At 53.0% G+C, this 23,990-nt stretch carries 15 protein-coding genes and 1 pseudogene; 9 read left to right on the top strand and 7 right to left on the bottom strand.

The annotated features are described in order from the left end of the window. Positions 1–87 precede the first annotated feature (87 nt). Positions 88–1,674, bottom strand: a complete 1,587-nt coding sequence (locus ACW9KT_RS21140; RefSeq protein WP_457084154.1) for a hypothetical protein — start codon at positions 1,672–1,674, stop codon at positions 88–90. Between the two features lie 179 nt (positions 1,675–1,853). Between ACW9KT_RS21140 and ACW9KT_RS21135 the strand changes: the two genes are divergently transcribed. Further along, positions 1,854–3,467 carry a hypothetical protein gene (locus ACW9KT_RS21135; protein ID WP_457084152.1) on the top strand — a complete coding sequence of 538 codons (1,614 nt, stop codon included), beginning with the start codon at positions 1,854–1,856 and terminating at the stop codon, positions 3,465–3,467. A gap of 45 nt (positions 3,468–3,512) precedes the next feature. Here ACW9KT_RS21135 and ACW9KT_RS21130 read toward each other — a convergent pair whose 3' ends face one another. The 4 genes from ACW9KT_RS21130 to ACW9KT_RS21115 form a co-directional block, all read right to left on the bottom strand. Next, positions 3,513–3,938: a hypothetical protein gene (locus ACW9KT_RS21130; protein WP_457084150.1), complete on the bottom strand. Its 426-nt coding sequence runs from the start codon at positions 3,936–3,938 to the stop codon at positions 3,513–3,515. Between the two features lie 179 nt (positions 3,939–4,117). Continuing rightward, a complete protein-coding gene (locus ACW9KT_RS21125; protein WP_457084148.1) occupies positions 4,118–5,602 on the bottom strand; it encodes an exonuclease domain-containing protein in 1,485 nt (494 codons plus the stop codon). Positions 5,603–5,901: 299 nt separating this feature from the next. Next, positions 5,902–6,360 carry a ferritin-like domain-containing protein gene (locus ACW9KT_RS21120; protein WP_457084146.1) on the bottom strand — a complete coding sequence of 153 codons (459 nt, stop codon included), beginning with the start codon at positions 6,358–6,360 and terminating at the stop codon, positions 5,902–5,904. A gap of 92 nt (positions 6,361–6,452) precedes the next feature. Next, a complete protein-coding gene (locus ACW9KT_RS21115; protein WP_457084144.1) occupies positions 6,453–7,628 on the bottom strand; it encodes an AI-2E family transporter in 1,176 nt (391 codons plus the stop codon). A gap of 242 nt (positions 7,629–7,870) precedes the next feature. Between ACW9KT_RS21115 and ACW9KT_RS21110 the strand changes: the two genes are divergently transcribed. Continuing rightward, positions 7,871–9,790 carry a DNA topoisomerase IV subunit B gene (locus ACW9KT_RS21110; protein ID WP_457084142.1) on the top strand — a complete coding sequence of 640 codons (1,920 nt, stop codon included), beginning with the start codon at positions 7,871–7,873 and terminating at the stop codon, positions 9,788–9,790. 112 nt (positions 9,791–9,902) lie between these two features. Here the strand turns inward: ACW9KT_RS21110 and ACW9KT_RS21105 are convergent, their stop codons facing one another. Together ACW9KT_RS21105 and ACW9KT_RS21100 are read right to left on the bottom strand one after the other, a co-directional pair. Continuing rightward, complete coding sequence (locus tag ACW9KT_RS21105; RefSeq protein WP_457084140.1) at positions 9,903–12,377, bottom strand: M1 family metallopeptidase; 2,475 nt, start codon at positions 12,375–12,377, stop codon at positions 9,903–9,905. Between the two features lie 194 nt (positions 12,378–12,571). Further along, positions 12,572–13,486: a pirin family protein gene (locus ACW9KT_RS21100; protein ID WP_457084138.1), complete on the bottom strand. Its 915-nt coding sequence runs from the start codon at positions 13,484–13,486 to the stop codon at positions 12,572–12,574. Between the two features lie 734 nt (positions 13,487–14,220). Between ACW9KT_RS21100 and ACW9KT_RS21095 the strand changes: the two genes are divergently transcribed. The 7 genes and pseudogenes from ACW9KT_RS21095 (at position 14,221) to rplT (ending at position 23,048) form a co-directional block, all read left to right on the top strand. Then, a complete protein-coding gene (locus tag ACW9KT_RS21095; protein ID WP_457084377.1) occupies positions 14,221–16,974 on the top strand; it encodes a DNA gyrase/topoisomerase IV subunit A in 2,754 nt (917 codons plus the stop codon). A gap of 249 nt (positions 16,975–17,223) precedes the next feature. Beyond that, positions 17,224–18,042 carry a tetratricopeptide repeat protein gene (locus tag ACW9KT_RS21090; protein WP_457084136.1) on the top strand — a complete coding sequence of 273 codons (819 nt, stop codon included), beginning with the start codon at positions 17,224–17,226 and terminating at the stop codon, positions 18,040–18,042. Between the two features lie 110 nt (positions 18,043–18,152). Further along, positions 18,153–19,304, top strand: coding sequence for a tetratricopeptide repeat protein (locus tag ACW9KT_RS21085; protein WP_457084134.1), 1,152 nt, complete (start codon positions 18,153–18,155; stop codon positions 19,302–19,304). 176 nt (positions 19,305–19,480) lie between these two features. Then, positions 19,481–21,427 carry a threonine--tRNA ligase gene (gene thrS / locus ACW9KT_RS21080; protein WP_457084132.1) on the top strand — a complete coding sequence of 649 codons (1,947 nt, stop codon included), beginning with the start codon at positions 19,481–19,483 and terminating at the stop codon, positions 21,425–21,427. Between the two features lie 193 nt (positions 21,428–21,620). Then, a pseudogene (gene infC / locus ACW9KT_RS21075) lies at positions 21,621–22,178 on the top strand (translation initiation factor IF-3); the annotation flags it as partial. 181 nt (positions 22,179–22,359) lie between these two features. Continuing rightward, the gene (gene rpmI, locus ACW9KT_RS21070) at positions 22,360–22,554 is read left to right on the top strand and encodes a 50S ribosomal protein L35 (protein ID WP_187312636.1); all 195 of its coding nucleotides are present in this window, start codon (positions 22,360–22,362) and stop codon (positions 22,552–22,554) included. A 149-nt stretch (positions 22,555–22,703) separates the two neighbouring features. Further along, positions 22,704–23,048 carry a 50S ribosomal protein L20 gene (gene rplT / locus ACW9KT_RS21065; protein WP_084447465.1) on the top strand — a complete coding sequence of 115 codons (345 nt, stop codon included), beginning with the start codon at positions 22,704–22,706 and terminating at the stop codon, positions 23,046–23,048. Positions 23,049–23,990: the final 942 nt, after the last annotated feature.

Below are 23,990 nucleotides of genomic sequence, written 5' to 3'. Positions count from 1 at the left end.
CTTCAAAAAAGCCCCCCAGAGTTGCTCTGGGGGGCTTTTTGCGGCGCAGCCTAATTCATCATTTATTGATTTTTATTAAACATAGCCTCAGGTTCCTTCCCGGTCATAGGCGTGCATTTTTACTCCCTTATCCGTTTTGTCGCTGGTTTCGGCGCTCTTAATCAACTCATTGCCCGAGTGAGTATCAAAATAGCGTGTTTTCTTGCTCCAGCCCTGCACCCGCGACGAATCCGTGACCTGATCGGAGTTGGGGCCGCCGTAAATGTTGAGGCGCGGCCCCCGGCGGACCTTGCCGCTTACTTCAAACACGTCTTTGCCTTCTAGCCCATGCAAGGTTATTTCCTCGGTTTCGGCGGTGCGAAATACGCGCCGATAAAACACTGAATCCTGGTCAGGTTTGCCCCCCAGCGTGTACACCGTCACAGTGGTAGTGGAGTCGGTGAGGCGCTCCACTACAAAACGCTCATCTTGATCGGTGCCCACTACGGTAACATGCCGGGCTAGCAGGCGGTAAAAGTCGCGGGCCGCGGTGGGCAGCTTGGTGCGCCGAGCCTGCAAGGAACGGCTGATAAAGGCGCCCTCGCGCTCGTACACCGGGGGCGGCATGCGATGCACGGCTTGCGCAATGACCGAATCGGTGAAGCGGCGCTGCAAGTCCAGGGCAAGCCGCTGAAAATCGGCGCTAGTAACTTCATTCAACAGCCGCTCATCGATAAAGCGCGAATTGCGAGTCAAGCCCTCGATGCTTTCATACTCGGGCCGAAAGGTGCGAAACTTAGCCACGAAGAAGGGCCGGCTGACAATCCACGGAATGATGCCATCCTTAAAGCGAAAAAAAGCCTGGTCGCGGTCTTGGGGCACAGGGCGGTAGATGATGCGCTCGTTGGGGCCAGGGTAAGCGGCCCAACTCCATTGTCCTTCGTGCCGATCCCAGTCACCAATCCACAAATCAAGCAGGCGGGCGCGGGCAAACGCTAGCTGGTCGACGCGATGATTGGGCGAAGCAAACCGGTCGCGCAGGAGATTGTCGCTCTCCAGCAGGTCGGTGGCATTACCAAAGGCGGGCGTCAGGCTGGCCTTATCCTCAAACTTTTCCTCCAGTAGCACGAGCTTTCCCTGAAATAGCTCCGAGGCTTTGCCCAAGCCGCTTTCATCCGAGCGCACATAAAATGGTCGAGGCGTGGTGTGCAGCACCCCCGCCGCCTCCGCCAGCGGCGCTACCACAAAGGAACCGTAGGGGTTGGCCGCCGAGGTAGCATCGCGCACCAGGTTCAGAGCAAAGGTTTTCTGAAATATTTTGGGTAGAGTCTTGTAAGGATCTTTGTCGATACTGCGCAGGGCATACTCACGTCCTTCGGCGCCCACCAAGGTCATACTGGTACTTTGAAAACCACCCCCCAGCTTGCCCGGCTCCAAGCCACCCCGCACGGCCGTGCTCGGATCGAAAACCGGGACCCACACCGGCGTAGCCCATACGGGGCGATAGTGCTTACCCAGCAAGAGATTATGAATGGGGCCGCGCACGTAATGCCGTCCAGCCGTTACGAGGGCGCTGTCGGTAGGAGCGGTAGATGTGGAAGTAGGCAGGCGGGCGTCAGACTGGAAAAAATTCTCGCGGGCGCAACCAGCAAAGAAAAGCAGTAGGAGCGGAAGGGCGTGTAAACGAGGGGGCATGAACAACGGATGAGGCGCAACTTATTACCTTCAACGAAACTGAACAAAAAAGTGATAAAGTGTTACATTAACTCCAACGCAACCGCCCCCCGCACGTTTGCGCTATAAGACAACCGACTACATAAGTAGGCGGCTTACTTAGTAGCCCTATACTTGATAGTAGCCCTATTCCTGACGCTGTGCCTTTCTTACTGATCGTTTTGCAGCCTAGCCGCTTGTTGGGGCTAGTAGGAAGCTTACTGGCATTGGCTGCCTGCTCGGCGCCCGATGTGCCAGCGGCTACCCTTCCGGGTATCAGTCCTGATTCGACGGTGCAGACGGCGGCGGGCCCGCAGTACATGCGCGGCGCGGTGCATCGGTTTTTTTGGGGCGAGCACTACCGCCGCGACTGGGCCACTCCCATAGAAGCGAAAGTATTTAACTTACGAACGGCCGTGCCTGGCGGCCTGCGGCCCATACAAGCCGGTGGCAGCTTCCAAACCAAGAACCTGCGCCTCGTCGATACCAAAGGCCAGGAGTACGTGCTGCGCTCTGTTGACAAAGATGCCACTAAAGCCTTGCCGCCCCGCTTGCAAAAGGGCCCGATTGGCCGGTTGATGAAGGACCAAACCAGCGTAATACAGCCGTATGGGGCATATATAGTGCCGCGACTGGCGAAAGCCGCCGGCGTGTATCATACCAATCCGCGGTTGGTGTGGGTGTCCGATGATCCGGCCCTGGGGCAGTTTCAGGCTGAGTTTGCCAATGCCTTGTACTTGTTTGAGGAGCGACCCGACGGCAACCAGCGGGACAGTCCCAACTTTGGACGGTCGGCTATGGTGGAGAGCTCGCGCAAAGCGTTTTCCTCTCTGCTCACTACGTCCAACTACCGCGTCGATGCCCGCCATTATCTGCGCTCGCGGCTATTCGATATGTGGCTGGGCGACTGGAGTCGCCGCGAGGATCAATGGCGCTGGGCCAGCTTTCCCGGCCCTGGAGGCACTGTTACCTACCGGGGAATTCCCCGCGACCGTGACCACGCCTTTTTTAAGTTCGATGATGGCGTAATGACCCGCATCATCAGTTGGTTCAAAACCAACTATCAGAGCTTTAAAGAGGATATTCGGCTGAAAGATGTGGAGGGGCTGAACCGGGCGGCCCGGCCCATGGATAAGTCGCTGCTGACATTCCTTACCGCCAATGACTTTCAGGCCATTGCCGACTCCATGCGCCTCAGTCTGACTGATGAAGCCATTAAGGAGGCGCTCAGCGTGTGGCCTGCCCCCATTTATGCCTTATCGGGCGAAGAGTTCGAGCGTAAGCTGCGTAGCCGCCGAGCCCAGCTACCAGCCGTAGCGGCCAAATTCTATGAGTTGCTGGCCCGCGATGTAGAACTGCCCGGCACGGATCAGCCCGAGCACTTTGTGGTAGAAGCGCTAGGTCCTGACCAGGTACGCATCACCGTGCTGGCGCGGCGCGTGGCGCTCGAGGATAGTTTGCTCAATCAGCGCATCTTTCTGGCCCACGAAACCAAAACGATTAAGCTGTTTGGGCTGGGCGGCAACGACATATTTACGTTTAAAGGTACACCCGACCCGCAATTTGAAATAAGTGTATACGACGGCGCTGGCCAGGACCTTTTTTTAGCTGAAAAAGCCCCCCAGACCACTGATACCAATGTTACCATCTACGACAGTGGCGACGGCAACACCTCGTACTTGCCCACAGATTCGAAGATCAAAGTAGAAACCTATCAGCCCTTGGCCAACGAGTTTGACGCGGCAGGCTGGCTACTGCGTCACCGCTTGTATTAGCGCATATCTACCGGGGGCTACCTTCTTACAGCCAAGCTGCGGAAGCTAATCGGTGAGGAGCCACGCGGCCGCAGAGTCGCGGTCGTGGAAATGGTTGATGGCAAGTGGAATGGTAGAAAGCTGCCCTACGATCTGACGTGTGGTCTGGCGGCTTAACTGCTCGTGGCTCTGGATGATGGCGCACCGCCGATAGCCACCAGCTTTCACAGCCTGAGGCACCCAATCCTGCACCAGCCACTCGGCATCGAGGGGCATGATGGGACCCATGAGCTGATGATCGGTGAGGATGCGACCGTAGCGCGTATGAGCGAGCAACTCTAAAGCCCGGGTATACACTTCGCGCAGATTGGCGCTGCGCAGAGGCGCCGGTTTCCAGTCGATGCTGATATAGCCCACAGCGTGCTCTACTATGCTGGCCAAATCGTTGTGAAAATGCAGAAACTCGTTGGTTGGGTAAACTAACTCAGCCATGCAGAGAGCAGAATAAGCAGACTAAACACTACAAAGCGCCCCTAACTGGAGTCACTTCCAAACGCGTACAAATGCTAAGCCACTACTAGACAGTAGACGGCGATATATTTTGCTAAAACTATACTGACTGGGGAGCAAATTGTTTTTTCTGGCGAGGCTGAGCTTTGGCTCCCAACACGCTACTTGAAAATCTTCACCTTGTCCTTGTGCTTGGTGCGTAAGTATTGGCGGATAATCTGCTGTACGTCCTTGTTGTCGCCATAGGGCTGTATTACCTCGCGGAAGTCAGCCAAGCGGCGCGCCGAAAACTCGCCATCGACGTAGCCGAAGCCTAAGTAGCGGCCGTTTTCGACCACCACAATGGACTTTTCATCGGCCCGCCGACCCTTACCAATCACCACAAAGGAGCCGTGCTCGAAGGTGAAGCTCTCAATGGCCTCATCTACGCGCAGGTTGTACTCGTCTGGCGACTCAGCGCCCACGCAGGCGCCTTTGCAGCGGTGCACTTGGTAATCGAAGCAGGCGCCCTGAGTTTTGTACAAGTCGCAGAGCTTCTGGCAGAGGTTGAACTTAGATACTTTGTGAAATAAAAACCCTTTGGCCTTGAACTGATTTGCTAAGGCAATAAGCGGCGTGGCGGGGTTGTCAGCGTCCGCGCGGCCGTAGTAAAGGTGCTTATAGCCTTTCTCATCCTGGCGCAAATAAATGCCAGCCGGAAACACGGAACGGCGCTGGGCGCGATTGTAAAACGGCTTCATGCGCTTTATCTCCGCCGACTCGTAGAGCAGTGCCACCAGCTCCGAGCCCGTCAGCTCCCAGGTAATATCGGATATGCTGTTCTTGAACTCAAGTGACTTGCGCGACTTATAATCGACGGCGAAGTGCTGCTGAATGCGTTTATAAATGTTGATGCTTTTGCCTACATAAATCACCTCGCCCTGCTCATTGTGAAAGTAATACACACCTGCTTCCTGGGGCAAAGCAGCTACTTTCTCGGGGGTAATGTTGGGGGGCAAAAGTGCGGTTTTGATGGCTTCCTGCACGGCCGTCACGCGCTTGGCACTGGGCTTTTTGGTAGCCACGGCGGGTCGGCCGCTAGGTGCCAGCGCATCTACGGAAGCTAAGGTGTCGGCGGGGCTCAGAGTGGGGTTAGCTAGGGCCTCGTCTTGCTGGGAAATTTTAAGCAGCCGATCAAAAAGAATGGCCGTAGCGGCCGCGTCGCCGGCGGCGCGGTGACGGCCTTCCAGCGGAATACCGATGTTCTGACACAGCTTGCCCAAGCTGTAGCTGGGCTGGCCCGGAATAAGCGAGCGACTGAGGCGCACAGTGCACAGCGTTTTGCGCGAGTAATTGTAGCCTAAGTCCGCAAATTCTTTTTTCAGAAAAGAGTAGTCGAAGCGCACGTTGTGAGCCACAAACACGCAGCCTTCCGTCATTTCCACCACTTTGCGCGCTACTTCATGGAAGCGAGGCGCGTCGCGTACCATATCGTCGGTGATGCCCGTGAGCTGGGTAATGAAGAAGGGGATGGACCGCCCAGGATTTACTAACGTCTCGTACTGATCTACGACCTGAGTGCCATCATGAATAAATATGGCAAGTTCAGTAATGCGGTCCTGCGTGGGCTGACCGCCAGTGGTTTCAAGGTCAATGATAGCGTACAAAGGCGAAGCGAATTTGAATTCTTAGTTGGCTAATCCTATTGGTAACAAAGATAAGCCCTACTAAGGTTGCAAAAAGAAATCACAGCCCATCAGTTATGCTAGTTGCCTGGCATACATCAAAAAACGGTCATATATAAAAAGCCGTCATGCAGGGCACAGCGAAGCATCTCGCTCGCCTCGTTGTTTAGCTTGGCAATGAAGCGAGCGAGATGCTTCGCTGTGCTCTTTGGATATTGAAGCACACAAAAAAGCCCCCCAGAATGCTCTGGGGGGCTTTTTAACTATTGGTTGAAATGCTACTAGCTTTTCATTGAGGTAATCTGGTTTTTAGCCGCAAGGATTTCACCGTGCTGCTTCTGAATTATATTTTTCACTTCAGCGGGCAGGCCTTCAGCCTTCAGTGCTTGCTCGTAAGCTTCGAGGGCCACACTATCACCGGTTTCACACTCGCCTAGAATGGCGTTGTCATTCTGACCAGTCACTACTGACTTAATATTGATCCAGCCACGGTGTACGGCGGCGGCGGCATCGGCCACTACGCCTTCAATCGTGTTGCCTTCAGAAGGATTGATGCCAAACTGGCTAGCATGCTGCTTCAACTCGGAAGCGAATTGGGCACGCTGCTGGCTAAACTGGCTCAGCTGCGACTTCAGTTGGGGGCTGCTGGCGCCTTCGGCCGCTTCCTGGTAGCCTTTGGCACCAGTTTCATTGATTTCAACGAGGTCGTTATAAGCGCGGGCCATGTTATTCGTAGCCATAGTAAGTTTGTTTTAGGTTGTGGGTCGGAAAAGAAAGCTCAGCCGCGTCAAGAAGCTGATCAGGAGTTTATACTAGGAATCTGCCCCCCAGGTTACGAGGCGCCCCGCACCCGCTGCCAGAGTCGGCCGAAAAACCCCGGCTCCGCTTTGCCGTCCACGACATCATCGCCAGCAGCTACATCACCAAGCAAGAAGCCAAAAGGCTCCGTGGCTTTAGATGAATCAAGCACCACTTTAATCACTGCTATTAAAGGAATGCTGATGATGATGCCCGGCGTGCCCCACAATTCGCCCCCCAGAATAAGCGCAATGATGGCTGCCATGGGGTTGATACTCACTTTGGAGCCCGTAATCATGGGTGTGATAAAATTGCCCTCCAGAAACTGCACAAACACAAATACCCCAATCACACCTAGCGCTTTAAGCGGCGAGCCCGTCTCGACGAGCGTAATCAGCGCCGGCAGGGCTGAGCCAATCAGGATGCCGATATAGGGAATGATGGTGAGCACGGAGGCAAACACGGCGAAGAAGATGGCAAACTTGACTCCCAGCACCAGCAGGCCAATGGCATTGAGGATAGCCACAATCACAATCACCGTAAGCAAACCCGTGATATAGGCCTGCACCACCGTCCTGATGCTGTCAACGGTGTGGAGCACGGCCGTGCGCTTCTCCGGGCTCACGAAGCGAAACATAAACTGCCGGATGTGGTCGCGGTAATACAGGAAGCAGAACATGTAAATCGGCACCAGCGTGAGCACACTCAATACATCAACGGTCGTATTCAGAGTAGCGCCTAAGTAGCCGCCGGCTTGCTTTTTGGCCGTTTGGAGCGAGGAGTCAATGAGCTCGTCCTTGCTAATGGGTTGAATGCCAAAGCGCTGAGCTAGCATCTGTTGAATCTCATCGAAATACTGCACCAAGCGGTCTTGAAGCTTGGGTATCTCCGCCTTGAACTGAGCTATTTGGGAGCCAAAGGCAAACACGATAGCCGCCAGCGCAACAATGACCAGCAGCAAGCAGAGAATAATCGCGAACACGCGGGCCAAGCCCCAGCGCTCAAAACGCTCGCACAAGGGCAGCAGCAGAATAGTAAAGAGCGCCGCAAACGTCAGGGGTAGCAGTACACTGTCGAGCTTCCACAGCACAAAGACCAGCAGCGACATTCCTACCAGTAGTAGGCTGTAATAAATGATGGGGGGCAATTTTACCTCAGCTGGCGTAGTATTGGGTCGCGGCCCATTGAAATGGTTAGAAGTAGGAAGCATTAGCTAAAAAAATTAGGAGAGCAGAGGAGGGGGAAAATAGTGAAAGAAGCAAGTAGGCCCAGTTTGTGAAATGAACTAAGGCTTCGGAATGCTGGTTTTAGTCAGGAAAATTTGCTAAAATTACTGGCTAAACAAAGCCTCGTAGCTAAGTCAGGGAAGCCTTTGAGCCATCCTACGGACAGCATACGGGAAAAGGCCAATTTTCTGCGTTATTTTACCTCAAATTTGATTACCTAGTTTACATGGCTGACGAACAACTCCCCATCGCCCCCCAACACGCATACACCGAAGACAGCATCCGTTCCCTTGATTGGCGCGAGCATATTCGGTTGCGGCCCGGTATGTACATCGGCAAGCTCGGCGACGGCTCGGCCTACGACGACGGTATTTATGTGCTGGTAAAGGAAGTTATTGACAACTCCATCGACGAGCACGTGATGGGCCACGGCCGCACCATCGATATCAAAATATCCGACCAGCGCGTGCAGGTGCGCGACTACGGCCGCGGCATTCCGCTGGGCAAAGTGGTAGACGTGGTGAGCAAAATCAACACCGGCGGCAAGTACGACTCCAAGGTTTTCCAGAAATCAGTAGGCTTGAACGGCGTGGGTACCAAGGCCGTGAATGCGCTCAGCAGCTACTTCCTGGTGCAAAGCGTGCGCGAAGGACTGATGAAGTCGGCGGAGTTCTCGCAGGGCAAGCTGGTGCAGGACCCAAAGCCGGTGAAAACCTCCCAGCGCAACGGCACGCTGATGGTGTTTCAGCCCGATGATACGGTATTCAAGAACTACCGCTTCATTCCGGAATATCTGGAAAATCAGATCTGGAACTACGTTTATCTGAATGCGGGCCTCACGATCAACTTCAACGGTCAGAAGTATTACTCCGAAAACGGCCTGCTCGACCTTCTCTCGCGCAAAGCCGACGCGGAAAGTTTGCGCTACCCCATCATCCACCTCAAGGCTCCCGATATTGAGTTGGCGCTAACGCACGGCAACGACTACGGCGAGGAATATTATTCCTTCGTGAACGGGCAGTACACCACCCAGGGTGGTACGCACCTGGCAGCTTTCCGTGAGGCGGTGGTGAAAACCGTACGCGAGTTTTACAAGAAAGAATACGACGCGGCCGACATTCGCGGCTCTATCATCGCCGCTATTTCGGTGCGGGTGCAAGAGCCGGTGTTTGAAAGTCAGACCAAGACCAAGCTCGGCTCCATCAACATGGGCGAGGACGGTCCAACTGTGCGCGGCTTCATTTTGGACTTCGTAAAAGAGCACCTCGACAACTACCTGCACAAAAACCAGGCAGTAGCCGACGCGCTTAAGCGACGCATTGAGCAGAGTGAGCGGGAGCGCAAAGACATGGCGGGCGTGAAAAAGCTGGCCAACCAGCGCGCCAAAAAAGCCAACCTGCATAACCGCAAGCTCCGCGACTGCCGCTTCCACCTCGGCGAAGGCAAGCAGGAAGCTGAAGCCCTCACCACGCTCTTTATCACCGAGGGCGACTCCGCGTCGGGCTCCATCACCAAGAGCCGCAACGTGGAAACGGAAGCCGTATTCAGCCTGCGCGGTAAGCCGCTTAACTGCTTCGGGCTGAAGAAGAAAATCGTGTACGAGAATGAGGAATTGAACCTGCTTCAGCACGCCCTCAACATTGAAGAAGGAATTGAGCACTTGCGCTACAACCGCGTCGTAATCGCTACCGACGCCGACGTTGACGGTATGCACATTCGCTTGCTGCTACTCACTTTCTTCCTGCAGTTCTTCCCCGATCTGGTGCGTAATAACCACGTTTTCATTCTGGAAACGCCCTTGTTCCGAGTCCGCAATAAGAAAACGACCATTTACTGTTACAACGAGCAGGAAAAGCAGGACGCTATGCGCAAGCTGGGTCGCAACCCCGAAGTAACGCGCTTCAAAGGCCTCGGCGAAATTAGCCCCGATGAGTTTGGTAAATTCATTGGCGAAAACATCAAGCTGGAGCCCGTTATTCTGCAGTCCGATCGCTCCATTCAGCAGGTCCTGACTTACTATATGGGCAAGAATACGCCTGCCCGCCAGGAGTTTATTATTGACAACTTGCGGCAGGAGAAGGACTTGATTACCTCCGATGTGCTGCCAGTAGAAGAAGTAGCCGAAGAAGATATGGCTTTCGCTTAAAGCTCACATTATCAATCAACGAAAAGCCCCAGCCGACACGTATCGGCTGGGGCTTTCTCGTAAAACGAGATGCTGCAGGGATTTTTCACTAGTTATGAGGTGAAAAGTCGCGCTACTTTGCCTCCTGAATCTCTTTTATAGCTGATTCTACCAATGCCTGCGTCTGGGCCGCAGTTGGCCGCGCGGCTTGCTGTTGCTGTATCTGCTTGAGGCCGCCAATGACTGGTTCGGCAACGCCAAATGCTTTGAATTTCACAGCTAGGTCTTTTATACGGGTAACGCCTTCAGTCAACGCCGTTGGGTCTTCGAGGCGACCTAGCATCGGTATAATGCCGGATAGCATCTCGAAACGGCCATTGGGTTCAGCTGCGTCATACTTGCTTCGGATGAGCGGCCACTGGGCCGAGCCGCCTGCTTGCCCATATACGTTCACCAAAGCCACGGTCAACGCCCCTTTGTTATCGGCCTCGAAAGCCGTGGCGCGGGCCAGCGCTTCCTTCGGCTGAAGCGGCAGCAACCCCAGCAGCGCCGCCCCTTGCACCCTGTACGATTTGCTGGCGAGGCTTTGGGTAAAAAGCTTGCCATAGCGCTTATCCTTAAGTGTGCCTAGCGCCGTTAGCGCCGCCGCGCGCACCTGCACCGATGAGTCGGTGGCCGCTAGCTTTGCCAGGACTGGCGCGGCTTCTCGACGCTGGGGGGCATTTTTTAGGTTGAGGGCTTCCACTGCCAACTGCCGCAGACTGGGCGATTTATCTCTGAGGCCAGCTACCAATATTTTGCGGGCTACCGGGTCGGTTGCTTTGGCTTGTGCAGCATTTATAGCCTCGCGCCGGTCGAGGTAATGCGGGGCATGGCGTTGCTGATACGCATATTCGGCCAACGATTTATTGTCCTGCTTCTGCCATACCTGCACTTTAGCGGCGTCTACATTGACTAGCTCGGGTTTAGCAAGGGCCGGAAAGTAGAGCGTATCTACGGCGTGCCGTAGGGTAGCGGGGTAGCGCTGAGCTCGGCCGCCGGTGTATACATCCACAGTGAGCGGCAACGTAAAAAGCCCCCCAGCTTGGGTTTGGCGTACTATTACAGCCTGCCGCTTGCGGGTCGCATCCCATTGGTAGTCAATGGTAACCACGGGGTGGCCTGCTCCGTAATACCATTGTTTAAAAAACCAGTTCAAGTCCTGGCCTGATACTTCTTCGAGGGCCAGGCGCAACTGGTGGGCCTCGCCCGTCCCGAAGGCATTTTGGGTGAGGTAGCGCTGCAAGCCCCGGAAGAACACTTCTTCGCCCAAATAGGAACGCAGCATGTTCAGAATGCTGCCACCTTTCTGGTAGGTCACGCCATCAAACATGTCCTCTTTGTCGGCATACTGAAAGCGAACTAAGGGTTTCGTGTAGTTATCTGGCGTACGTAAGTACTTGCGCAAGCTTAGGTCAGCTTGGGCGGCGCCGGCATCGGGGCCGTAAGCGTGTTCGGCCCAGATTATTTCGCAGAAGTTGGCAAACGACTCATTCACGGTCAGGTTGCTCCAGCTTTCGGCCGTCACGTAGTCACCAAACCAGTGATGGAAGATTTCGTGGGCAATTTCGCGCTCCACGCCCGCGTATTCCCAGTCGAGCAGTTCGCGGGCGGTACCCTGGGCCTGTTCGCCAAACAGGGAAGCCGTCGTGTTTTCCATGGCCCCGGCCACGTAATCGCGCGCTACAACCTGGGCATATTTATTCCAGGGATATACCACACCGAGGCGCTGGGAGAAGAATTCCAGCATCTGCGGGGTCTTGCCAAATATGGCCCGGGCCTGGTCGGCGTACTGCGGCTCCAGGTAATAGCTTACTTCCTTGCCCCGCCACGAATCCTTAGTAATGCGGAAGTCGCCGACGGCCAACATAAAGAGGTAAGGAGCATGAGGCTGTTCCATCTTCCAGGTGTCGGTGCGCAGGCCAGCCCCAGCCGGCTTCTGGCTGGTGAGGGCGCCGTTGCTCAGCGTCACATACTTGCTTGGTACGGTCAGGCTGATTTCCGAGGTCGTTTTTTGATTGGGCCGGTCGATGGTCGGGAACCATACCGACGAGCCTTCGGTCTCGCCCTGGGTCCAGATCTGCACGGGCTTACCAGCCACGGCGCTATCGGGATTGATGAAGTACAGGCCTTTGGCTTCTGAAATAGCGGCGCTGCCCTTCACCTTGGCCTCGTCGGGCTTGGCTGTGTACTCGATGTAGATGGTGTACGCCGCGCTGGGGGGCATTTCTTTGCCCAGGTTTACTCGCAGGTTTTGCTCATCAGCATACGTGTATTTCAGCGGCTGCATTGATGAGCCGTTTACCAGAGCCACCATTTTAATATCCATGCCCTTGGCGTCGAGGCGCAAGGAATCGGTGGGGTAGGCGTGAGGCTTCAGTGTCAGCCATTCCTTGCCGTAGGCGTAGCGTTTGGCGTAGTCGAATTGTAAGTCCAGCTTGGTATGGACTAAGTCGTTCACCCGGCGCTCCGTGGCGCGGTAGCTGGCAGCGGCAGGTTGTTGAGCATTAGCAGAAACGACGATGGCCAAGGTCACAAGGACTGGCAATGAGTTGAGGAAGAAGCGCACAGTTTGGGGAGGTGTAGTGGCTGAGGTAAGCGGACGTATCGAGTCTTCTTGTTAGTGCAGAAGCTCGCAAAGGACGGATTTCTTCCCCTTTATCATTTGATGCATAGTGGGCGGGTAACAGTTGCCTGCACCAAGCAGCTATTTGCCCCCAGCATAGCATAGAGAGTAAACCAATTCCTAAAGCAATAACCACCCTATGACAGCGGCTCCGGCGCCGCCGATTGAGCGGGGCGGGAGCGGTCATTAGGAAGGGGAATAAACTCCGCATTATCAGTCGGAGGCAGAGCAATGCGGCCCGCTTGCCAATCGGCCTTAGCCTGCTCAATCCGCTCCCGCCGCGACGACACGAAGTTCCACCAGATAAAGCGCGGACCCACATTTTCGCCCCCCAGCAGCATAAGCGTGCTGGCTTCTAGGGCTACAATGACGGGGTCTTGGCCCGGCGTAAACACCAGCAGCTGCCCCTCCGAGTAGCGGTGGCCGCTCACCTCGATCTGCCCTTTGGCTACGTAAGCGCCACGCTCCTGATGGCCCCGCGGCATGCCAAAGCGGGTACCTGGCTGCAACACCACATGCAAATAAAATAGGGGCGAATGGGTGCTTACGCCATTGCGCAGCCCAAACGCGTCGCCCGCAATCAGGCGCATCCACACCCCCGAATCGGTGAAGATGGGCAGCTCTTGGGGCTGATAATTTTTGAAGCTGGGGGCCGTTTCCTCATCGGCTTCGGGCAAAGCCACCCACGTTTGAATCATTTCCAACTGCCCGCCGCTCAGTGTGGCGGGGTCCTCAAAGCGCTCGGAGTGGGCAATGCCACTACCCGCCGTCATCCAGTTTACCTCGCCCGGCCGGATAATTTGCTCCACGCCCAAACTGTCGCGGTGCATCACTTGCCCGCCAAACAAGTAGCTCACTGTCGACAATCCAATGTGGGGATGCGGCAGTACGTCCAGAGACTGTAGCTGTTCAGCGGGTAAGCCAACGGGCCCAGCATGATCCATGAAAATGAACGGACCTACCATGCGCCGCTCCCGAAAGGGAAGAATGCGCCGTACGTCAAATCCAGCACTAATGGACGCTTGACGTGCATTGATAACTAAATCCAGCATAAGAAAAGCAGATGTAGATGGGAGGGAACCGAGCGGCTACCTACTTGTTAAATGAAAGATACTGCTTGTTTGATATTATGAATAAGCAAAGAAGGCTGAGGCCTTCACTTTACTTAAGGTCAAGCCACACTCAGCTCAAAAGATATTAATGATTGACTGAGTTCTATATTTGACTAATTTTTTTAGTATAAACTGTGCTACTTGCCAACATCATTGAGTAGATAAAACCTGTTCCAAGCCATAAAAAGTTAAGTTTACACTTGTGTTTGGCTAATATTATTGGGAACTTTATGAGCTTGCTACGCATTACAAATATTGCGTTCTGCGTAGCTAACGGTACTTTTGATACATCAGCTAGTTGTGCCTGTAAGCACAGCCCTGCTGATTTTATTCGTAGCTTTTACCCAAACTCTATGAGTTGACTCCTACGTTTTTTGCCTGTGTGATCTACTACAGACAGGTCCTTTAGTGAAAAGCCTTTTGGCCCTCCGGCTGGAAGAGAGGTACAAGAACATTAAGCGTGGCAAGCGCCACACCCCACTGTGTCAGAAGAGAAGAACCCCCAAGATCCGAATCAGGAAGAGCAGCCCAACCTATTTGGCGCCGGCGACTCCTTTGAGTTTGGGTCAGACTCGGCCGCACCCGAGGATGCTGATGGTCCATCGGAAACAGATGCGCCCGAGTTTGTAGTAAGTGCTTCCGGCGAACTGCTGTTGTCTGAGTCGTCCGATGACGTGCACGTCACGACCGAGCCTACACCCGTAACGGAAGAAACCGAGGAGGAGCCTAAGTTTGCCCCCGGCGAAACCATTCACGATGTAGCTACCGTGGCGGGCATGTACCAGAACTGGTTTCTGGACTACGCCTCCTACGTGATTCTGGAGCGCGCCGTACCCGCCATTGAAGATGGCTTGAAGCCAGTGCAGCGCCGCATCTTGCACGCTATGAAGGAAATGGACGATGGCCGCTTCAATAAAGTAGCCAACGTCATTGGGCAAACCATGCAATATCACCCCCACGGCGACGCCTCCATCGGCGACGCCATGGTGAATCTGGGGCAGAAAGACTTATTAATCGAAACCCAGGGTAACTGGGGCGACATCCGGACCGGCGACGGCGCGGCCGCACCGCGTTACATTGAGGCGCGCCTGTCCAAGTTTGCCCTCGATGTGGTGTTTAATCCCGACATCACCGACTGGCAGATGAGCTACGACGGCCGCAAGCGCGAGCCCACCACGCTGCCCGTCAAGTTTCCGCTCCTGCTGGCCCAGGGCGTCGAAGGCATTGCCGTAGGCCTGAGCACCAAGATTATGCCCCACAACTTCCGCGAGCTGTGCAAAGCCAGCATCGACGTGTTACGGGGCCGCGACATTCAGTTGTTTCCGGATTTCTCTACCGGGGGGCTTTGTGACATTACTAACTATAACTCCGGGCAGCGGGGGGCAAAAATTCGTCTGCGCGCCACCATCGAGAAGGCCGACAAAACCATGTTGGTCATTCGCGACATTCCCTACGGCACCACCACTACGGCGCTGATGGAAAGTATCGTAAAAGCGTCGGAAGCCAATAAGATAAAGATCAAGAAGGTAGTCGATAACACGGCCGCTGAGGTCGAGATTCAGGTGCACCTGCCCACCGGCGTGTCGCCCGACCTCACCATGGACGCGCTTTACGCCTTCACGGATTGTGAAATCTCAATTTCGCCCAACACCTGCGTTATTATCAAGGACAAGCCGCGCTTCGTAGGCGTAGAGGATATGCTGCGCCTAAGCACCCAGAAAACGGTGCGGCTCTTGGAGCGGGAGTTGGAAATTCGGCAAGATGAGCTGCACGAGAAGTGGCACTCGGCTTCACTGGAAAAAATCTTCATCGAGAATCGCATTTACCGCAAGATTGAGGAGTGCGAAACATGGGATGATATTCTGGAAACAATTGACGCTGGCTTGAAGAAGTTTGTGCGCGTGGAAGGGGAGAAGATGAAGGCCAACGACACACGCATTGTGCTGCGTCGGGCTATCACCCAAGAAGACCTCACGCGCCTGACCGAGATTCGCATCAAGCGCATCTCGAAGTTCGATAGCTTCAAAGCCGACGAGTATATCCAGAAGCTGGAAACCGAACTGGCAGAAGTCGCCGACCACCTGGCCAACATCACGCGCTACGCCATCAGCTATTTCGATGGCTTGCTGAAGAAATACGGTGCCGGCCGCGAGCGCAAAACTCAGCTTCGCACCTTCGACGTGGTAACGGCCCAAAAAGTAGCCGTAGCCAACCAGAAGCTTTACGTGAACCGACAAGACGGTTTCGTGGGCTTCGGCCTAAAAAAGGACGAATTCGTCTGCGACTGCTCCGACCTCGACGATATCATCGCCATCCGCCGTGACGGCTCGTTTATGGTCACGCGTATTGCCGAAAAGACCTTTGTAGGCAAGGATATCCTGCACGTGGGCGTGTACAACAAGAACGACGACCGCCTGGTGTACAACATGATGTACCAGGATGGTCCCTCGGGCGTGACCTACGCCAAGCGCTTCCTCGTAACGGGCATCACCCGCGATAAAACCTACGATCTGACCAAGGGGGGCAAAAACTCCAAAGTGCTCTACCTCACCGCCAACCCCAACTCCGAGTCGGAAATTGTGAGCATACAGCTCTCCGACAAAGCACCAGCGCGGGTGAAGCAATTCGAGTTTGACTTCGCGGAGCTGGCCATTAAAGGTAAAGGCTCGCAGGGCAACATCGTAACCAAACAACCCATCAAGCGCATCAAGCAGGAGGCCCTCGGTGACTCCACATTGGGCGGCCGCGAGATGTTCTTCGACAGCGTGGTAGGTCGCCTCAACACCGCCGGCCACGGCCGTTACCTAGGCACCTTCGACACGGATAACACGGTGCTGATTGTTTACAAAGACGGCAGCTACGAACTGAAATCTCCCGATCCGGCCCACCACTTCGATATGCCCAATATTTTGCTGCTTCGCAAGCTAGAGCCCGATACAGTGCTCAGCGCCGTGTATATGGAAGGCGAAACAAAGATGCACTACGTGAAGCGCTTCAAAATCGAAACGAGCACGCTAGAGAAGCGCTTCTCCTTTATTTCGGAAAGCAAAGGTTCCAAACTCCTTGTTGTAACGGCTAACCCTGAGCCGCTTGTGGAAATGAAGATACAGCGCGACAAGAAAGCGGACCGCGAAGTCGAAAAGCTACCCCTGCACTCGTTCATTGACGTGAAAGGATGGAAAGCGGCTGGCAATAAGCTCACTTACTATAAAATCCATTCTTTGAATCTGCTCACCGACGAAGGCCCGGAGCCGGAGCGTCGGGCGGCCGCCAAAAAGCGCGGACCGGCCACTATTCCGCGCCCCGCTGCGCCAGAGCCCATAGCGTCGTTGCCCGAGCTAACGGGCCCTGTGGAGGTGACCAACGAGGACGTAGAACGAGCCCAAGCAGTTCTGCGTCGCCCCAAATCACAGTTGAAGCTGTTTTAGTCTACAAAAAAGCCCCCCAGAAGTAATGGGGGGCTTTTTTGTTGGTGATTTGATTTATGGCCTTCTTTAAATGGGTATCTTATAACAAGTCAATTCCACCATTGCAATAGAGCAGAGCTTGATTAACTAATTAAAAAGCCCTCTAGGTGATTAATTTGGTATAAATGCCGTTTCTAAAATTAGAAAGGAAAGCTGCCTTTTGAACAGAGCTGAAAAACCGGGAGCTTCGCCTGAAATCTGCTCTAGTATATGTTGTCGCCCCGTATTTTCTGGCTTGTTGGATTGCTAGCTGCTCTACTGTTAGGCGGACGCAGCGGCATGGCGACTCCCGCCCCAGAGCCGGACGTAGCCAAGCTAATGGCTGAAGCGCGGGTACTACAGCGTAAATACCTCGATTCGGAAGCATTGGCAAAGTACGAACAAGTGCTGTCTATTGACGCGAAAAATTACGAAGCCCTGTGGCAGGCGGCCTTGCTGAGCGTACGGATTGGCACGCGCTACACCGACGAAACCCGGCGCTCGGCTTACTTCACCTCGTCGGGTCAGTACGCCTACAAAGCCTTTGTTATTAAATCGGATGGGGGAGAGGCTAACTACGCCGTTGCCTTGGCCCTCGTAAACCAGGCAACGCTGCTACGCGCCCGCGGCCGCCTGCTCATGTACAAGGAAATGCAGCCCTACGTTTTTCGAGCCGTCGCACGCCGCCCCGATTGGGCCGATACCTGGCAGCTACTTGGGCGCTGGCACTACCGCGTAGATCATTATAATGTGTTAGAACGCATATACAGTGAACTGATTTTGGGTGGCATGCCCTCGGGAGCCAGCAGCCACAAAGCCATTGATGCCCTGAAGCGTGCTCACGAGCTAGATCCCAAGCGTATTCAATTCTGCTACGATCTGGCGCGCGTGTATCAGAATCAGCGCCAACTGGATCAGGCCATTGCCGTGCTCGTTGAGTCGCAAAAACTTGAGCCAGTAACCAGTGAGGAACTAGAAGTAAGCCGCCGTTGTCGAAATTTATTGCAGCAGCTAGCTCGCAAAAACCGCAAGAGTACAGAGTCAACCTGAGCCAATAGTCACCGATGACAATGTAGTTGTAGTTGCTCTCGCTTTGTTAGGGTTGGGTTTATCTTTGGGAAACAAATGCGCCTTTTGTATAGCAGGCTACCGTTGCGCAGATGCTAACTCTCATCAATCCATTTTTGCACGCTTACGTGGCTTCTTTTCGCCGTTTTTTGCTTCTGCTTTTCGCGGCCGCTCTATGTTCAGCCTGCGATCAGACACCTACTGGCCCACCCGCCATGATGGTAAATCTGGCTACGGTGCAGAGTGGCCCCCAGCTGCAAGCCCAAACCTTGGAGGGCGCCATTGCCCGTCAGCCGCGCAAAGCCTCTCTCTACGCGCGCCGCGCTACTTTTAGGCTGGCTGCAAACCAAGTAGCCCCAGCCCTTGCTGATATTGAGCAGGCGCTGAGTTTAGATGAAGCTCCAGGTGAATTCCATTTTATCAAAGCGCGCGCCCTACGCGCTCAAAACCGCTTAGAAGCCGCGTTGGCCGCTGCTGCCGAGGCATCGAGGCGAGGATTTTCGTCCCCCGAGCTGAACTTACTAGTAGGGGAGACGCATTTAGCTGCCCGCCACCCCCAAGATGCCCTTGACCACCTGGACCGTGCGTTGCAGCAGGAGCCAGAACTAGCCGCGGCCTTGTTTTATAAAGGTTTAGCGCACGCAGCTCTGGCCGATACAGCCCAAGCATTGGACTATTTGCGTGCTAGCCTTGCCCGCGACCCACGGCAGCCCGAGATACTACATCAGTTGGCTTTTCTTTCTAACGCGAATCGCCGACCAGCTGCTGCGGCCGTCTATGCCACCCGCGGCCTGCGTTTAGCTCCCGCCCATGGCCCGCTCTGGTACGACTATGGGCGCCAACATGAGTTGCAAAACCGCCCTGATAGTGCCGTACGCGCCTATACTCGTGCGTTGGAACTCGACACAACCTTATATCGCGCCGATTACCGACTGGGCCTTGCAGCCTTCCAGCAACGTCGCTTCGCTGATGCGTTGCCGCACTTACAGCGTGCTCTTCGCCGCGCCTCTCGGTTGCCCAACGCTCGCCAGATGCTTGCTGAAAGCTACGAGGCTCTGGGCCGCTCTCCGGAGGCAATAGCGCAATACCGCTTGCTCGTAGCCGAGAACCCAGGCAATAAACACTGGACGTACCGAGTATGGAAAGCAGGCGAGCGTGCCCGTCAGTTGCGGGGTGATACGCTCCGTCGACCAGTCCGTCAAGCTGTTGAGCCAATCGAACGCTCGCTGCCATTGCTGCACTAAGCATCCTGGGGGGCGTTTTACAATGTATCTAATACGATTACCCGCCTACAAGAGTGGAAAAAAGCCCCTACAATATGCTGTAGTTACAGCATATGCTGAAAAGTGTGGCCCCAAGTCCATCCTAACCCACTAACTTGCGGGCTAACGCTGTTTGTAAAGCAAATTCCTTTTAAGCAATGATTGATATCACTCTTCCCGATGGCTCCGTGCGCCAGTTTGTAGATGGCGCAACGGGCTACGATGTGGCCGCTAGCATCAGCGAAGGCCTGGCTCGCAATGCACTAGGCGTCCGTGTAAATGGCGAAGTCCGCGACCTGCACCGCCCCCTCACTGAAAATTCCGCTCTCGAGATTCTAACCTGGAATGACGACGCAGGTAAGAATACGTTTTGGCACTCTTCGGCTCACCTGATGGCAGAGGCCTTGGAAGCCTTGTATCCAGGCGTAAAGCTGGGCATCGGTCCCGCCATCGAGAACGGTTTCTATTATGATATAGACCTAGGAGAGGGCCGGACTATTTCCACCAACGATTTCCCCCAGATTGAGCAGAAAATGCTGGAACTGGCAAAAAAGAAAAGCCAGTACGAACGTCGCGAAGTGCCCAAAGCCGAGGCTATTGCTTATTTCACCGAGAAGGGTGACCCTTACAAACTCGACTTGCTGGAGCGCTTGGAAGATGGCACCATCAGCTTCTATACCCAAGGCGACTTCACTGACCTCTGCCGCGGCCCCCACATCCCCGATACAAGTCCCATCAAAGCAGTGAAGCTGCTAAATGTGGCTGGGGCTTTTTGGCGTGGTGATGAAAAAAATAAGCAGCTAACCCGCATCTATGGCATTACTTTCCCCAAGCAGAAGGAACTCACGGAATACCTAGAGCGACTAGAGGAAGCTAAGCGCCGCGACCACCGAAAGCTGGGCAAAGAACTAGAGCTGTTTGCTTTTTCGGAGAAAGTAGGAGCGGGGCTACCACTATGGTTACCAAAAGGAACAGCCCTGCGCGAGCGCTTGGAGCAATTCATGCGCCGTGCCCAAGTTAAAGCGGGGTATCTGCCCGTGGTGACACCTCATATTGGCTCAAAAGAGCTATATGTGACCTCCGGACACTATGAGAAGTACGGCGCCGACTCATTTCAGCCCATTAAGACGCCTAATCCCGGTGAGGAGTTTTTCCTCAAGCCGATGAATTGCCCTCATCACTGCGAAATTTACAAAACGAAACCCCGCTCGTACCGCGATCTGCCGTTGCGATTAGCTGAATTTGGAACAGTTTACCGCTATGAGCAAAGCGGCGAATTACACGGTCTTACTCGGGTACGTGGCTTCACTCAGGACGATGCCCACATATTCTGCCGCCCGGATCAGGTCAAAGAGGAATTCGTTAAAGTGATTGACTTGGTGCTTTATGTATTTAGAGCACTAGGCTTTGAGAACTATACAGCTCAAATTTCTCTGCGCGATCCGGAGAATAAAACCAAATACATTGGATCTGACGAAAACTGGGCGTTAGCCGAAAGCGCTATTCAAGAAGCTGCCGCTGAAAAAGGCCTTCCAACGGTAACTGAGCTTGGTGAGGCTGCTTTCTATGGCCCTAAGCTTGACTTCATGGTGCGCGATGCTTTGGGCCGCAAGTGGCAGCTAGGCACCATTCAAGTTGATTATAACCTGCCAGAGCGGTTCGAACTAGAATATGTAGCGCCTGACAATTCGCGCAAGCGTCCTGTGATGATCCACCGTGCTCCTTTCGGGTCATTGGAGCGCTTTGTAGCTGTTCTGATTGAGCATTGCGCCGGCAATTTTCCTCTCTGGCTCTCGCCTGAGCAATTTGCAGTGTTACCAATTTCCGAAAAATACCAAGATTACGCTCAGCAAGTGTACGATCGTTTAGTGCAAGCCGAACTACGTGGTTCATTGGATAGTCGGGATGAAAAAATAGGCCGTAAAATTCGGGATTCGGAAATGTCGAAAGTGCCTTATATGTTGATAGTAGGGGAGAAGGAGCAAGAAAACGGTATAGTTTCCGTCCGTAAGCATGGCGAAGGAGATGTGGGAAGCATGCCGATTGAAGCCTTCATCCGCAGCTTCCAAAGTCAAGTAGCCGACATGATGGAAAGCGCCAGGTAAGATGAAATAGAATAAAACATGCCCGTTTTGCTGTTTTCTGCGGTAAAACGGGTATGTTTTTATATAGTCACTTTTTTAGATTCAAAAATTAAGCGGATATTTGCCCGCTGATTGAAACTCATCACGGCTCATTGTGTTGAGTTTAATAGTATCTAAAGATTATTCGCTCACCTTTCAGAAGGAGGACCAACTCATAGCAACCCCAAATCGCCGCTACATCCCCCGTGCCCAGGTGGAGGAGCCGTTCAAAATCAACCAGAAGATTACGGCTCGTGAAGTGCGCCTAGTCGGTGAAAACATCGAGCAAGGTGTTTATCCAATTGAGCAGGCCCGCCGCTTAGCCCAGGAACAGAACCTGGATTTGGTGGAAATCTCGCCGACGGCTGTGCCGCCCGTCTGCCGCGTCATTGATTACTCTAAATTCAAGTACGAGCAGAAGAAGCGCACCCGCGAGATGAAAGCTAAGGCCACGAAAGTGGTGCTTAAAGAGATTCGTTTCGGGCCCAATACCGACGAGCATGATTTTGCCTTCAAACTCAAGCACGCCCAAGAGTTCTTGCGTGAGGGAGCTAAAATCAAGGCATACGTACACTTTGTAGGACGCTCTATTGTATTCAAAGAGCGTGGCGAAATACTCTTACTAAAGTTTGCGCAGGCCCTCGAAGACTTAGCCAAAGTAGAGCAATTACCTAAGTTAGAAGGTAAGCGCATGTTTTTATATCTGGCTCCTAAAGTTGCTGTTGTTACTAAGCCAAAGCCTTCAACTCCTAAAGACGGAGGAAAGGATGGTAAGGATAGCACTCCTAAAGAGCTAAAAGAAGTTAAAGCCAGAGAAGAACAGGCTCAATAAACAGTAGAGTTTCTGTTATTCAAAACAAGCTAAGCTCTGGTCAAACTGATCCAGTATTTCCTTTTTCTCAATTCATACCACAATGCCAAAAGTAAAGACGAAATCCGGTGCTAAGAAGCGATTTACGCTCACCGGAACGGGCAAGGTGAAGCGGAAGCACGCCTTCAAAAGTCACATTCTCACCAAGAAGACTACCAAGCAAAAGCGTAATCTAACTCACGTTACGCTTGTTAGCTCAGCCGACATGAATCGGGTTAAGGATATGCTGAATATCTAAAGTGTAGAACGAGGTCGATAGGTTGTATAGATATTAATGACAACTCATCAACCTATATACTGCACTCTGATTTGTTGATTTGATTATTTTCCACCAGGCGCCCGGTCTACAAGACAAACTATGTCACCGGTCGCCAAAAAAAGTAGGTTATGCCAAGAAGTGTGAATAACGTGGCTTCACGCCATCGTCGCAAAAAGGTAATGAAACTAGCGAAAGGCTATTTTGGCCGTCGCAAGAATGTTTGGACCGTTGCAAAGAATGCAGTCGAGAAAGGTTTATTGTATGCCTATCGCGACCGCAAAACCAAGAAGCGTGAGTTCCGTGCCTTATGGATTCAACGTATTAATGCTGGTGCTCGTGAGCATGGTTTATCTTATTCTCAGTTCATGGGTGGCCTGAAAAAGGCTGGCATTGATTTGAACCGTAAAGTCCTGGCTGATTTAGCTCTGAATCACCCTACTGCTTTTCAAGGTATAATTGAAAAGATTAAGTAGAAGCAGACCTCATAACAAACAAAAAACGCTCACCTTAAGAAGGTGAGCGTTTTTTGTTTGTTATGAGGTCTGCTTCTACTTAAGGTTGTTTAGAGGCGATTTAGCTTTCTAATACTGCAAAGTTGGCTGCCGATGTCGGTCTCGGGGCACTTAATTTCCACTAATACATTTACCTCTTTGCTTGCCAGCATTTGAGCCCTCAGTAAGGGCGCACTCGCACTTGCATTGCTACGACGAATACAGCCACTTATTGAGCTGCATGGAAAAAAAACAGTAAAGTACAAGCATGTGAGTGATGATCGTAGGAGATTAATCTTCTTACCAATGCTAGATCCTAGTTAAGCCAGCCGTAATACACATCTATCAAAATCAGAGACCATTGATTATATCTTACATCGACCGATCATTGTGTTCACATATGTAATGAGTTTATTCAATATGTGAAACTACACGACTAATGATGTCATAAATAAAGAGATTTAAGACAAGTATTGAGGAAGCGTCAAGCTGTTACCGTGTTCAGGCATGAACTTTAACAAAATTTTAGTGTCTTATTTAGCATCACTTAGTCTAAGCTTCAATCTACAATTAACATTCGTAGGTGTTAGTTAGATTTTTTAAATACATTAGGTAGCACAGATACGTGGTCAAGGCAACTGTTACTATTTGCTAATAGAAGGAAACCTTGTCAACATCTTTGATTTCATGCCAAGACTCAAGTGTCTTGGCCTAACACACCATCGACGCAAGTTTTTTACATGTAGTACCTCTTTGTTATAAATCTGGGGAATGCCTTATTTCTTTATTTACATCTCATATATTAAAGCAGGAGTGAAACTTACTCGTTATAGCCAATAAGGAGCACAACTAGCCTTATTGTTATTATTAGCCTTCATCTTACTTAGAATGCTCGTAGTATCTTCCTCCTTGTTGGGGTGGTAT

Source organism: Hymenobacter sp. HD11105, assembly GCF_054051685.1.
The sequence above is the reverse complement of the archived record's forward strand: the minus strand, read 5'-3'. Positions and strand labels throughout refer to the sequence as shown.

What these genes read in the sequence shown, in the direction of transcription:
- ACW9KT_RS21140 (WP_457084154.1), bottom strand. Translation starts at nt 1,674, where the DNA reads ATGCCCCCTCGTTTACACGCCCTTCCGCTCCTACTGCTTTTCTTTGCT.
- ACW9KT_RS21130 (WP_457084150.1), bottom strand. Translation starts at nt 3,938, where the DNA reads ATGGCTGAGTTAGTTTACCCAACCAACGAGTTTCTGCATTTTCACAAC.
- ACW9KT_RS21120 (WP_457084146.1), bottom strand. Translation starts at nt 6,360, where the DNA reads ATGGCTACGAATAACATGGCCCGCGCTTATAACGACCTCGTTGAAATC.
- ACW9KT_RS21115 (WP_457084144.1), bottom strand. Translation starts at nt 7,628, where the DNA reads ATGCTTCCTACTTCTAACCATTTCAATGGGCCGCGACCCAATACTACG.
- ACW9KT_RS21110 (WP_457084142.1), top strand. Translation starts at nt 7,871, where the DNA reads ATGGCTGACGAACAACTCCCCATCGCCCCCCAACACGCATACACCGAA.
- ACW9KT_RS21100 (WP_457084138.1), bottom strand. Translation starts at nt 13,486, where the DNA reads ATGCTGGATTTAGTTATCAATGCACGTCAAGCGTCCATTAGTGCTGGA.
- ACW9KT_RS21090 (WP_457084136.1), top strand. Translation starts at nt 17,224, where the DNA reads ATGTTGTCGCCCCGTATTTTCTGGCTTGTTGGATTGCTAGCTGCTCTA.
- ACW9KT_RS21085 (WP_457084134.1), top strand. Translation starts at nt 18,153, where the DNA reads ATGCTAACTCTCATCAATCCATTTTTGCACGCTTACGTGGCTTCTTTT.
- thrS (WP_457084132.1), top strand. Translation starts at nt 19,481, where the DNA reads ATGATTGATATCACTCTTCCCGATGGCTCCGTGCGCCAGTTTGTAGAT.
- rpmI (WP_187312636.1), top strand. Translation starts at nt 22,360, where the DNA reads ATGCCAAAAGTAAAGACGAAATCCGGTGCTAAGAAGCGATTTACGCTC.
- rplT (WP_084447465.1), top strand. Translation starts at nt 22,704, where the DNA reads ATGCCAAGAAGTGTGAATAACGTGGCTTCACGCCATCGTCGCAAAAAG.